Source organism: Bacillus sp. Marseille-P3661 (assembly GCF_900240995.1).
In the GTDB taxonomy this organism is placed as follows: domain Bacteria; phylum Bacillota; class Bacilli; order Bacillales; family Bacillaceae_J; genus OESV01.
The window spans coordinates 1,240,121-1,252,913 of record NZ_LT965953.1 but is presented as its reverse complement, the minus strand read 5'-3'; the positions used below and the strand labels follow the sequence as shown (position 1 = coordinate 1,252,913).

13 protein-coding genes are annotated in these 12,793 nt (G+C 36.8%); all 13 read right to left on the bottom strand.

Annotation, left to right across the window (positions count from 1 at the left end; translation table 11 throughout):
• Nucleotides 1-1,092: a histidinol-phosphate transaminase gene (hisC, locus tag C1724_RS05900; RefSeq protein WP_102346752.1), complete on the bottom strand. Its 1,092-nt coding sequence runs from the start codon at nt 1,090-1,092 to the stop codon at nt 1-3.
• A gap of 42 nt (nt 1,093-1,134) precedes the next feature.
• Entirely contained in the window at nt 1,135-1,956 is an 822-nt protein-coding gene (gene trpA, locus C1724_RS05895; RefSeq protein ID WP_102345781.1) for a tryptophan synthase subunit alpha, read from the bottom strand.
• A gap of 1 nt (nt 1,957) precedes the next feature.
• Nucleotides 1,958-3,154, bottom strand: coding sequence for a tryptophan synthase subunit beta (trpB, locus tag C1724_RS05890; protein WP_374703424.1), 1,197 nt, complete (start codon nt 3,152-3,154; stop codon nt 1,958-1,960).
• Nucleotides 3,151-3,789: a phosphoribosylanthranilate isomerase gene (locus tag C1724_RS05885; protein ID WP_102345780.1), complete on the bottom strand. Its 639-nt coding sequence runs from the start codon at nt 3,787-3,789 to the stop codon at nt 3,151-3,153. Before C1724_RS05885 ends, trpB begins: the two co-directional genes overlap by 4 nt.
• An 8-nt stretch (nt 3,790-3,797) precedes the next feature.
• Complete coding sequence (gene trpC, locus C1724_RS05880) at nt 3,798-4,550, bottom strand: indole-3-glycerol phosphate synthase TrpC (protein WP_102345779.1); 753 nt, start codon at nt 4,548-4,550, stop codon at nt 3,798-3,800.
• Entirely contained in the window at nt 4,543-5,580 is a 1,038-nt protein-coding gene (trpD, locus tag C1724_RS05875) for an anthranilate phosphoribosyltransferase (protein WP_102345778.1), read from the bottom strand. The genes trpC and trpD overlap by 8 nt, the downstream gene beginning before the upstream one ends.
• Nucleotides 5,573-7,093, bottom strand: coding sequence for an anthranilate synthase component I (gene trpE / locus C1724_RS05870; RefSeq protein WP_102345777.1), 1,521 nt, complete (start codon nt 7,091-7,093; stop codon nt 5,573-5,575). Before trpE ends, trpD begins: the two co-directional genes overlap by 8 nt.
• A gap of 304 nt (nt 7,094-7,397) precedes the next feature.
• Entirely contained in the window at nt 7,398-7,766 is a 369-nt protein-coding gene (gene aroH / locus C1724_RS05865) for a chorismate mutase (protein WP_102345776.1), read from the bottom strand.
• Nucleotides 7,763-8,857: a 3-dehydroquinate synthase gene (gene aroB / locus C1724_RS05860; RefSeq protein WP_102345775.1), complete on the bottom strand. Its 1,095-nt coding sequence runs from the start codon at nt 8,855-8,857 to the stop codon at nt 7,763-7,765. The genes aroH and aroB overlap by 4 nt, the downstream gene beginning before the upstream one ends.
• Nucleotide 8,858: 1 nt before the next feature.
• Nucleotides 8,859-10,031, bottom strand: coding sequence for a chorismate synthase (gene aroC, locus C1724_RS05855; RefSeq protein WP_102345774.1), 1,173 nt, complete (start codon nt 10,029-10,031; stop codon nt 8,859-8,861).
• 129 nt (nt 10,032-10,160) lie between these two features.
• A complete protein-coding gene (locus C1724_RS05850) occupies nt 10,161-10,931 on the bottom strand; it encodes a CheR family methyltransferase (protein WP_102346750.1) in 771 nt (256 codons plus the stop codon).
• Between the two features lie 254 nt (nt 10,932-11,185).
• Nucleotides 11,186-11,632, bottom strand: coding sequence for a nucleoside-diphosphate kinase (gene ndk / locus C1724_RS05845; RefSeq protein WP_102345773.1), 447 nt, complete (start codon nt 11,630-11,632; stop codon nt 11,186-11,188).
• Between the two features lie 188 nt (nt 11,633-11,820).
• Entirely contained in the window at nt 11,821-12,783 is a 963-nt protein-coding gene (hepT, locus tag C1724_RS05840) for a heptaprenyl diphosphate synthase component II (protein WP_102345772.1), read from the bottom strand.
• Nucleotides 12,784-12,793: the final 10 nt, after the last annotated feature.

The window sequence follows — 12,793 nt, the reverse complement described above, 5'->3', positions numbered from 1 at the left end:
CTAACGAGATTGTTCGAGCATTTCAGTAAGGACCTCGATAATTTCTTGATTTTGTTCGTAGCTTCCAACAGTAATCCGAACTGAGGTTGGATAACCAAGTGCCGTTCCAGAACGAACGATAAATCCTTTACTCAATAAATAGTCGAATACTTCCTGACCTGAGCGCTTGAAGTCAATTAATATAAAGTTTGCTTGTGATGGAAAATATGATAAACCTTTTTCTTCACAAAATGCATAGAACTGCTCAAGACCTTTACGATTAGCTTTAACACATGTTTCAATAAAATCAGCATCATCCAGTGCTGCTGCTGCTGCTGCTTGACCTGCTCTTGATGTATTAAAAGGGCCTCTTGCTGGCTCAATTGCTTGAATAAAATCAGGGTGACCTATTCCAAACCCGACTCGTAAGGAAGCCAGTCCATAAGCTTTTGAGAAAGTTCTTAAGATTACCAAGTTAGGATATTGATCAAGCAATGCAACCGTATTTGGATAATCTTCCGCAACCACATACTCATAATAAGCTTCGTCCACTACAACTAGTACATCATTAGGCACTTGTTTAATAAAGTTAACAAGTTTCTCTTCGCCAATATATGTGCCAGTAGGATTATTAGGAGTACAAACCCATACTACCTTTGTTTGAGTATCAATTGCATTTAACATTCCATCGAGATCATGTTCACCATTTATATTTTCGATTTCACGTATTTCGGCTCCCTCAATCACTGCATTATGCTTGTACTGAGAAAAAGATGGATTAGCCATTACAGTATTCGTATTTGGAGATAACAAAGAACGACAAATAATCTGAATGACTTCATCTGAACCACTGCCGAAAATAATTTGATTCTCAGCTACACCTATGTGGCTTGCTACTTTTTCACGCAAGGTCTTGGAATAGCCATCTGGATAAATAGCTACGTTATTCAATTCGTTTTTAGCCGCTTCTATTGCCTTTTGAGAGCTACCGAATGGGTTTTCGTTAGAGGCAAGCTTTGTGATTTTATTTAAGCCAAGCTCTCTTTTAACGTCTTCAATTGGTTTACCTGGTTGATACGGTGTTAAACCTAATAGCTGTTCTTTTACCTTAATGTTCATAAAAGTCCCACCATTCCTATGTTCATGTTCATTTCATTATACTCTAGCTGTTGAAGTCGAGAAAAGCGATCGAATAAACTGTCTAAATTCAAGGATTGCTTGAGCCCTTACTATCTCAGTTTCAGAGGTTAATTGCTCATTTAATTGTTCAATTTTTGTAATAATAGCACTGCCAACTATAATTCCATCACAATGGTCCTTTAATATTTCAATTTGTTCAGAATTAGAAATACCAAAACCAACTGCAACTGGCACGTTGCTATATTCCTTTACCTTCTCTAAAAATGGCGTTACGTTTGAACTAAGTGTTGAGCGGACCCCCGTCACTCCAAGAGAAGAAACACAATAAAGGAACCCACGAGCACTTGTAGCAATCTTTCGAATACGATCATTTGAATTAGGTGCAACTAATGAGATGTATTCAATTCCTTCTTGTAGGCAACGATTTCTAAGCTGTTCACTTTCTTCAAAAGGAAGATCTGGAATTAACAATCCATCAATGTCATTTTCTCGCGCTAAAGCAAAAAAGGATTCTTCCCCTAATTGTAACACAGGATTGTAATAGGTAAATACTACAACCGGAATTTTTAATCCTTTTTCTCTCATTTTAGGAACGATATTCATTGCCTTCCTTAATGTTATTTGTGTCTTTAACGCTCTTGCGGCTGACCTTTGAATCACCGGCCCATCAGCTAATGGATCGGAATATGGGATCCCTAGTTCTAAGATATGAGCACCTTCTTCTTGTAAGGCTAATGCTAGTTCAATCGTTGCTTGTTCGCTTGGATCTCCTGCCATTATGAATGGAATAAACAAAAGATCGGCCTGCTGCAGCCGCTGTTGAAAATTCGTGCGCATTTTATTCCTCTCCTTCAAAGTATTGCATTAATGAATGAACATCCTTGTCGCCTCTACCAGACAAACAGACTAGGATTGTTTCATCCTTTTTCATTTGTGGCGCCAGCTGAAATGCTTTTGCTAATGCATGTGCAGTCTCAATTGCTGGAATAATTCCCTCTTCTTTCGATAACAAGGACAACGCAGAAAGTGCCTCATCGTCGGTAACACTTTCATAACGCACCCTTTCTAAGCTAGCAAGGTAAGCATGCTCCGGACCTATTCCTGGATAATCAAGACCAGCTGAAATGGAGTATGGCTCTTGAATTTGACCTGATTCGTCCTGAAGTAAGTAGGTTAAGGAGCCATGAATGACACCTTTTGTTCCTTTAGCTATTGTAGCAGCATGCAAGTCCGTCTCCACACCTTTACCAGCAGCCTCAACCCCTACTAAATTAACTTCATCATTTAAAAACGGGTAAAACATTCCGATCGCATTACTTCCTCCTCCCACACAAGCTATAATTGTTGTCGGCAATGAATATTCAGCCTTCAAAAATTGTTTCTTGGATTCATCACCAATAATTCTCTGGAAATCTCGAACCATCTTGGGATATGGGTGGGGGCCAACTACAGAGCCAATCACATAAAAATGGTCTTCACAATGCTGTACCCAATAGCGAATTGCCTCATTTGTCGCATCTTTCAACGTACCATTACCGCTCGTCACCGGTATAACCTCAGCTCCTAAAAGTTTCATCCTAAAAACATTTAAGGCTTGACGCTTAATATCTTCTTCTCCCATGAACACTTTACATTCTAGGCCAAACTTTGCTGCTACGGTAGCAGAAGCTACGCCATGCTGACCAGCGCCTGTTTCAGCAATAATTTTGGTCTTCCCCATTCTTTTCGCAAGCAATGCCTGGCCAATTGCGTTATTTAATTTATGTGCACCCGTATGATTTAAATCTTCACGTTTCAAATAGATTTTTGCTCCACCTAATTTTTTTGTAAGATTATCAGCAAATGTAAGTGCTGTAGGGCGCCCGGAGTATTCCTTTAAGTAATTGCTATACTCAACTAAAAACTGTTGGTCTTTCATTGCTTCGTTTAATGCTGATTCTAGTTCATCAAGAGGACCCATTAGTGTTTCTGGTACAAATTTCCCTCCAAATTCACCAAAGCGCCCTGTTTGGTCTGGATAAGTTGTTATCGTCATTTTGAGTTCAACCTCTCTACTAGTAGCTCAATTTTTTGTAAATCTTTTTCACCGTTTGTTTCTGTACCACTGGAAATATCAATCCCTAAAGGTTCAAAAGCCAGTAGTTGATCTACATTATTAGGAGTAATACCACCAGCAATTAAACAAGGAACACCTTGAACTTCTGCTTCCTTTCGATAACTAGGGGTCGCTTTCCAATCGAAAGTCTTTCCCGTACCACCCCATGCACCTTTGACCTTTGAATCGACTACATAACCATCTGCAACACCTTTAAACTTTCGCATTTGGTCAAGTCCGTCTTGATCGTGATGGATGACCTTCCAAGCAGTTTTATTTGTTAATAATTTAAACTCAACAATCTCTTCTGCTGTTTCTGTTCCATGAAATTGAACAATATCGAGAGGGACATGTTCAAGAACCGTTAAAATCTCTTCCAAGGTTGGATTCACAAACACTCCAACAAGCTTTTGATGTTTTAATTTTTTAGTTTTCTCTAACCACTGTTTACACTCGATTGGGTTCACCTGACGTTTACTATCAGCAAAAATAATCCCAATATAATTAGCACCACTTTGAGTAGAGCGTTGTAAATCCTGCAAAGAGTGATTTCCACAAAGCTTTAAATCTATCATTCTATTTCTTATCCTCCAAACAAGCATTCAATTCCTTTAGCTGGTGTATCGGCTCTCATTAATGATTCACCGACTAATACTGCATCCGCTCCCGCATTTGCAACCCTGTTAATATCCTCAAAAGTAAAAATACCGCTTTCGCTTACAAATATACTTCCCTTTGGAATCATGGCAGCGATAAGTTCTGTTTGTCCTAGTGTCGTTTCAAAGGTATTTAAGTTCCGGTTATTAACGCCAATAATCTTTGGGGTAAACACATTTAATATACCCGCTAGCGCTTGTTCTGAATGCACTTCAACTAAACAATCTAAACCCAATTCAGTTGCTTGCTTATATAATTCAAATAGCTTGCGGGGTTCTAATGCTTCAGCAATTAGTAATATCGCATCAGCTCCAATTCGTTTACTTTGCTCTACTTGAATAAAATCGATAATAAATTCTTTTCTCATAACTGGTATATTAACCGCATTTTTGATTGCTGTTAAATACGCGATATCTCCGTGAAAGTATTGCCTGTCAGTTAAAACCGAAATCGCGTTTGCGCCTCCATCTTCATAACCTAATGCAATTTCAACTGGATCAAAATCCGCTCTAATGATTCCTTTTGATGGTGAAGCCTTCTTTACTTCTGCAATTAACGCTACTTCCCTTGTTTTATTACGTAAAGCGTTATAGAAAGAAATCCCCCTTACATCTACTTGATCCGGTAGTGTAATAGCTCTAATCTCTTCTTGTTTAGTTTGCAAAATTTTATTAAGCATAGTTATGTTTCTCCTTACTAGTAACACTATTATTTCGTAATTTATTTAATTGATTTAGTGCAGTACCAGACTCAATTGCTTCTTTTGCTAATTCAATCCCCTTGCTGATTGATTCAACCTTATTAACAGCATATAATCCTGCAGCCGCATTTAATAAAACGATATCTATTGCACTTTGATTAGCCTTGTTTGTAAAGATTTTCTCACAAAGCTCTGCACTTTCTCTAACAGATGAAACTCGAATATCTTCAAGTTTCCCTCTTGCTAACCCAAAATCTTCAGGAGCAATTACTTGTGTTGAAATTTTACCATCCTTAAGTTCTACGATATCTGTTTCTGCCGTTATTGAACATTCATCTAAACCGTCACGTCCCGTTACTAAAAGAGCCTTCTTTGTACCCAAACGATGAAGAGCCTCGGCCATTATTTTTGCGAATTTTGTATCATAAACACCAATTAATTGAAACTTACAATTTGCAGGATTAGAAATAGGTCCCAATATATTAAAAATTGTTCGGAATCCAATTTCTTTTCTTGGGGCTGCCGCATGCCGCATTGCTGCGTGATATATCGGAGCAAATAGAAAGCTCATTCCATTTTCCTGCATAGACTGTTTTGCTTGTTCTGGTGTAGCTTGAATATCTATGCCTAAATATTCAAGTACATCAGCACTGCCACTTTTAGACGAAACAGCACGGTTACCATGTTTCGCAACTTTCACACCTAGTGACGATAAGACTATAGCGGATGTAGTTGAAATATTAAAAGTAGAGGCACCATCCCCACCAGTACCACATGTATCAATTACAGAATCATCATCAAAATTTACCTGCATCATATGGTCACGCATTGCATTTGCAAAACCAACAAGTTCGTCTGCTGTTTCTCCGCGGAATCTTAAAATTGATATAAGACTAGCAATCTGACTTTGTGTTGCATTGCCAATCATAATTTCATCCATCATATTTTTAGCTTCTTGCTCTGTTAAGGTTTCACCACATACACATTTATTTAAAATTTCTTTAAACATGCTCCTTCACTCCTTTAGCAAACATTTTCTCAGCTTGTTTAATTGTTTTGATTAGTGCACTAGCTTTATTTATTGTTTCTTTATATTCCAATTCAGGGATAGAATCAGCTACAATTCCGGCACCCGCCTGAACATACGCTTTACTATCCTTGATCAAAATAGTTCTAATTGCGATACATGAATCTATATTGCCATCAAACCCAAGATATGCGACCGTTCCGGCATAGATATTTCGCGCATTTGGCTCTAACTCTTGTAAAATTTGCATCGCCCGAATTTTAGGTGCCCCTGATACCGTGCCCGCTGGAAAAGATGATAGAAGCGCATCAATTGGATTGACCTCTTCTCTCAGCTTTCCAGTTACTTTTGAAATAATATGCATAACATGTGAAAAACGACCAAGTTCCATTAATACTGGTGTTTCAACTGATCCATATTTAGCAACACGTCCAATATCATTTCTAGCTAAATCAACAAGCATATAATGTTCGGCGCGTTCCTTTTCATCTGCTAATAGCTCTTTGGCTAACGCATCATCCTCTGCTTGTGATCGACCTCTTCTTCTTGTACCAGCTATCGGATGTATTTCAAGATGACCATTTTCAATTTGAACTAAACGTTCTGGAGAACTGCCAACAAGCTCATAATCATCCAGTTTTAAATAAAATAAATATGGCGACGGATTTACCATTCTAAGAACTCGATATAAATCAAAGCCTTTAACATTTATCGGGATTTCAAATCGCTGCGAAAGGACTGCTTGGAAAATATCACCAGCTTTTATATATTCTTGGATCTTTAGCACATCCTTCATGAAGTCATCTTTTGCATAATTAGAACGTACACCTGTGAAATCAGCTGAATTGTCTGAATCTAGTGCTTGGAGCATCTCATTATTTAGTTGTGAATTGAAAATACGTTCAAATACGGAATCAATTTTTGCATAACTTTCATTGTACTTTGACTTCAGCTCTGTTTCTGATTCCTCACCTGCTAATCGAACTAACTCAATAATAGATAATTCCTTTTGATCGTGATCAAATGCAATCATTGTTTCACAAAACATAAAAGAATACCTTTTAAGATTTAGGTCATTATTTGAATGCTCAGGTACTTTTTCAAAGGTAGACACAGAATCATAGCCCATTACGCCAACGGCACCTCCCCAAAACGGGAGAGAAAGATCAGGTGTTTTAACCTTCAATAAATTCATACAATGACTAAAAGCATCACGGAAACTTGAAGTAGTTTCTACAATATCTTTTTCCTTGTTTTTGATGAAAAAGGTTTTCCCATCTTCTTCTACATATAAAAATGGATTAAGTCCAATGAACGAATAACGAGACCATGGTGATCCCTCATCCTTACTTTCTAACAAAAAGCAAGCATCATCTTGAACGTTTTGATAAATTTGTATTGGTGTAATGGTATCAACAAAAAAGCGTTTGACGACGGGTATTGTTAAATACTTTTTTGCATCCTCCAAAAAGGCTAATAATGCGGATTGTTTCATGTGAAGTCACCTCTCCATTCATTTAATAATGGAGAATGAGGAGAAAATGAAGAAAAATATAAAACCCTAAGAAGATGCCACTTTTAATAAAATGGACATGACGTCTCCTTAGGGTAGGTTTCATATATAATTAACTCTTTACTCATCTCTACTCTTCTCGCTCATTCTACCCTACGACTAATGGTATATTTACCACGTCAACTAATCTCTACTCTACTCTTCAAATTCAAAAAATGAATTACGAATTACTTACTTGTTATCTTAAACATTTCTGATTTTTTTGTCAATATTAAAAAATTAAAGATTACTTATTGGATATTAAATCAGGTCTTAATACCGTAGCCCCTTCTAGATAAATATGCTCAATCTTTTCTTGGGCAATATCCGTATTGATCGTCATCATTACTCGAATACATTTCTGTAATGCACCTTGAACAGTAATTTCTTTCATACACATAACAGGAACATATGTCCAGCCCTCTAATAGGCGCATTGCCCTCGCAGGAAATACCGCATCTAAGTCATCCGTAACAGAAATTAGCACTTGGGCAACGTCCTCAGGTTTAATTTGATTTTTATCTATCATCTGGTCTAACAATCTCTTTGTATTATCAACCATTTCATCTGCATCATTTTTTGTTACAGTTATAGCTCCTCTTACCCCGCGAATCACTTTGTCCATACCTCCTCTAATTCATCTTTGAGAATTTCAAAAATAAATTCATCTGTTAACTTAATTGTCTCAACTTTTCCAATCTCTTTCATTAAAACCATTCGAATCGTTCCTGATTCAGTCTTTTTATCTTTCTTCATAAGTTGAAGAAGCTTGTTCGCATCTAATTTTGATGGTATATGCGGAAAGTTTAATTGACTGAACCACTTTCGATATTCGTTTAAATATAAATCAGTTTGATAATATTGTTCACTAACTCTGATTGCAAATAACATCCCCATCGCTACAGCATCACCATGGCTAACCTTTCCATAGCCCATACTTGCCTCGATCGCATGTCCAAGTGTATGGCCGAAATTCAAATGAGCTCTAATGCCATTTTCTTTTTCATCTTCTCCAACAACTCTTGCTTTTACAGATATTCCTTTTGCAAGTGCATATTGTAGTTTTTGATCACGAAGGTCAGCTAAAGAATCTATTTCCGTTCTAAGCCATCCATAAAAATCCCGATCACCAATAAGAGCATGTTTAATGACCTCAGCAAAACCTGAACGCCATTCTGTTTCCGGTAATGTCCCTAGGGTATCAATATCATAAATCACCGCTTCAGGTTGATAAAATGCACCAATCATATTTTTTCCCAGTGGATGATTTACAGCTACCTTCCCACCTACACTACTATCATGAGCAAGCAAAGTGGTTGGCATCTGAATAAAAGGAATGCCGCGCATAAAGGTAGCTGCAACAAATCCAGCTAAATCGCCAACCACTCCGCCACCTAAGGCTATGATTAACGATTTACGATCTAAATCTTTTTCAAGTGCATATGTTAAGATATCGTAGTAATGCTGAAACGATTTTGCCTCTTCACCACCAGGTACGGTATAGGAGTACACCATATTAGATCCGACAGTTAAAGACTCTGTAATATCATCTAAGAATAATGGAGCTACATTCGCATCCGTTATGATAAGTACTGACGAAATCGATCGATTTAGATTATCGATTATTGATTGAATTTCATATCGAATTTTGCTGCCAATATACAAAGGATACGTTTTAGAACCAGTGGAAATTGTTAATGTTTCCATTTTAATACGTCCTCGCTCTTTCATTCCACTGTTGAATATTCTCGCGAATTAGATCAATACGATCTTTGCCAAACTGATCAACTACCGCCTTCGCTACTTCCCAAGCCACTACTGCTTCCGCAACAACGCTTGCTGCAGGTACAGCACAGCTATCTGATCGTTCAATACTCGCTTCAAACGGTTCTTTCGAATCGATATCTACACTTTGTAATGGTTTGTATAATGTTGGTATTGGTTTCATTACACCGCGAACTACAATAGGCATTCCTGTTGTCATGCCGCCTTCAAAACCACCTAAATTATTTGTTTTTCGTGTATAGCCACTATCTTTATTCCAGATAATTTCATCGTGAACTTGACTGCCTGGACGGCTGGCCGCTTCAAAACCAATTCCGAATTCTACACCTTTGAAGGCGTTAATACTAACCATTGCCGCAGCTATTTTAGCATCTAATTTATGGTCATAATGAACGTAGCTTCCGATACCTGCAGGTAATCCTTCAATAATAACTTCTACAATCCCACCAATAGAGTCTCCCTCTTCTTTCGCTTGATCAATCGCAGCCATCATTTTCTTTTCAGCCACTTCATCCAAGCATCGAACAGGAGAATTTTCGGTACGTTCTTTTAATTCTTGTAAATTCTTATATTCAATGTTTTCTGCCTTTACGCCCCCTATTTCAAGGACATGACCTGCAACTGTTATCCCTAACTCCGCTAATAATTTTTTCGCAACAGCCCCAGCAGCAACACGTACAGTTGTTTCCCTTGCGGATGAGCGCTCTAATACATTTCTCATATCGCGATGGCCATACTTTATTGCGCCTACTAAATCAGCATGTCCTGGGCGAGGGCGTGTTAATTTACGTTTTACCTCTTCCTCTTCATTTTCAGATATAGGTTCACTGCCCATAATCTTTGTCCAATGTGTCCAGTCATTATTTTCAACAACTAATGTTATCGGTGAACCTAATGTTTTACCGTGTCTAACACCGCTTAATATCTGAACTGTATCTTTCTCAATTTGCATCCGTCGTCCCCGACCATGTCCCTTTTGTCGACGAGCTAATTCAAAGTTTATATCTTCTGCTACTAATGGCATTTGAGCTGGAATTCCTTCTAATATTGTTGTTAGCTGTGGTCCATGTGATTCTCCTGCTGTTATGTACCTCATGCTTTCTTCACTCCTTTAAAGCTTTTATGTATTAAATAATATACCATAATATAAGACATTTGTCGTCAGTATATTTTGACTTCTCATTATATAATTAAGCTGTAGCATCATGTAGATAAAAAAACATTATTATTTTTTACGATAAAAAAAGGTGTCTTCGGTTTCTAACCCATAAATAGAAGGACTAAAAATTTGTTCTGTACTCCCAACGAAAAATATTCCATCCTTTGATAGAGCATCGCTAAATTTCTTATAGAGAGTCTCCTTTGCCTCTTCCGTAAAATAAATAAGCACATTACGACATACTATCAAATTGAAGTTACCTTCAAACTTATCAGCCAGTAGATTTTGTTTTTTAAATGTGACAGTATTTTTTATTTCGTCCTTGACCTGATAAAACTGCCCATCTTTTGTAAAATACTTAACTTTAATATCCGATGGGACCTCAATTAATGACCTTTCCGAATAAATACCAATTTTAGCTCGGTTCATCACTGTCACATCAATATCTGTCGCAAGTACTTGAATTTGTGACAGCGGGAGAAATTTAGATAAAATCATAGCAATTGTATATGGTTCCTCACCAGTTGAACATGCTGCACTCCACACTTTTAGGCGTTTATTCTTTTCTAGTAACTTTGGTATTATCTTGTTTTCCAGAACTTCCCATCTTTTACCATTACGATAAAACTCAGAAACATTGATTGTCATCCGGTCTAAGAATTCATCGAATAGCTCACTTTCGGTTGACATTGCACTAAAAAATTCCCGAAAGGTTCTATATCCTTTTTTTTCATATAAAGACGTAAGGCGCCGTTTCATTTGGGCTTCTTTATAACAAGCTAAATCGATTCCTGTCTTTTTATAGACGTTTGATATGAAATCTTGATAGTCGTTTATCATGCTTGGACTCCTCTTTCTTCAACTCCCTTTCTTTCATTAATAATATCAGACTGTTCATCATAGTTCTATTATTATTGTTGAAATAGATTTCAAAAAAAGCGAGATCCAGTACGTATCCCAATATTAAACCTTGTATAATTTAAACGATGCACATTATAGAAAAAAACAACCAGTGTTAGAACTATACTGGTTGTTTCTTCCGATATAATATAAGTGATACTTTTGACAAAAAGATCAGCTAAGTGGTTATTTTAGTAAACCCACTCATCAACTGGCTTCTTGTATTCACTTAGCTCTTCTTTCTTGAACCATAGGTTAATCTCACGCTCAGCACTTTCCGGTGAATCAGATCCATGGATAACGTTTTTACCTACTGTTAATCCAAAGTCACCTCGAATAGTACCTGGTAACGCATCAGCAGGGTTGGTTTTACCCATCATTTGACGAGCTGTTGCAATTACATTTTCGCCTTCCCAAACCATAGCAAATACTGGACTTGAAGTAATAAAATCAACCAATTCTCCAAAGAAAGGACGTTCTTTATGTTCTCCATAATGCTCTTCAGCTAATTCTTTAGGTACTGTCATTAATTTTGCACCAACTAGTTGAAATCCTTTCTTTTCAAAACGAGCAACAATTTCCCCTACTAGATTACGTTGTACACCGTCAGGTTTTACCATAATAAATGATTTTTCCATGATTATCTCTCCACTTCATATGTATAATTAATATTTTGTCGCTTAACGTTAATAAAATCTATCTATATGACAATAGTTATCATATAACAAAATGGTAACGTTAAAGCAATACTTTACAACTTTCATTAAGAATATTATTTGAAAGCCATTTCACATTTTATCAAAAAATGTATTTAATGGCAATTTTTCTACGATTTACGCTTACCAATATATTTAGCAATATTATGCAAAGCTGTTTTCTCTATACAATTAGGCAATTCCTTAATGATATCATATGCTTTCTGTAAGTAATGATCACTTACTTCCTGTGAATACTGGATTCCTCCAGATGTCTTCACTAATGCAATGACATGGTTAATACTTTTCTCATTTTCTAAATCAAATGTATTAATAATTTCCTCGCGGAGATTCGGATTACGTAACGCATATAAAACTGGTAAGGTAATATTACCTTGCATTAAATCGCTGCCTGCAGGTTTCCCCAATTCTTTTTCAGTACCTGTAAAGTCAAGAATGTCGTCCGTTATTTGAAAAGACATCCCAACATAATAACCGTATTGATACAGTATCCTTTGAATATATGCAGGTGCATCTGCAGCGATTGCACCTAGTTGACAGCTAGTGGCAATTAAAAGAGCTGTTTTTCGTTTGATTCTCCTAAAATATGTACGAATATTTTGATCCCAATTATATTTATCCTTGATTTGTTCAATTTCACCAATACATAATTCAACCATTGTTTTAGAAAGAACTTGATGCGCTTTAATCTTTTCAACTCTTGTCATTAATTCCAATGACCGTGCAAAGATATAATCGCCTGTATACATAGCAATACGATTGTCCCATTCTGCTTTAATAGTCCGTTTACCTCTACGCAGCTCCGCGTTATCAATAACATCATCATGTACCAGTGAGGCTGTATGGATTAATTCAAGGGCAACTGCCGCATTTTTAACAATATCTATATCATAATTTCCAAACTTCGCGGATAACAACACAAAGACTGGTCGGATTCTTTTTCCACCAGCCTGTAATAAATGCATCGATGCTTCCTTCAATACTGGATGTTCAGACTGAATTGTCTCTTCCAATGCTTTTTCAATAATATCAAGGTCTGTATTTAAAAATGTGTAAAGCTTTTTTAATTTCATTTATTTCACC

Coding starts and splice junctions, on each gene's coding strand:
- trpD (WP_102345778.1), bottom strand. CDS start 5,580: ATGTTTAAAGAAATTTTAAATAAATGTGTATGTGGTGAAACCTTAACA.
- trpB (WP_374703424.1), bottom strand. CDS start 3,154: ATGACGATAACAACTTATCCAGACCAAACAGGGCGCTTTGGTGAATTT.
- hepT (WP_102345772.1), bottom strand. CDS start 12,783: ATGAAATTAAAAAAGCTTTACACATTTTTAAATACAGACCTTGATATT.
- aroC (WP_102345774.1), bottom strand. CDS start 10,031: ATGAGGTACATAACAGCAGGAGAATCACATGGACCACAGCTAACAACA.
- trpE (WP_102345777.1), bottom strand. CDS start 7,093: ATGAAACAATCCGCATTATTAGCCTTTTTGGAGGATGCAAAAAAGTAT.
- trpC (WP_102345779.1), bottom strand. CDS start 4,550: ATGCTTAATAAAATTTTGCAAACTAAACAAGAAGAGATTAGAGCTATT.
- ndk (WP_102345773.1), bottom strand. CDS start 11,632: ATGGAAAAATCATTTATTATGGTAAAACCTGACGGTGTACAACGTAAT.
- trpA (WP_102345781.1), bottom strand. CDS start 1,956: ATGCGCACGAATTTTCAACAGCGGCTGCAGCAGGCCGATCTTTTGTTT.
- C1724_RS05885 (WP_102345780.1), bottom strand. CDS start 3,789: ATGATAGATTTAAAGCTTTGTGGAAATCACTCTTTGCAGGATTTACAA.
- aroB (WP_102345775.1), bottom strand. CDS start 8,857: ATGGAAACATTAACAATTTCCACTGGTTCTAAAACGTATCCTTTGTAT.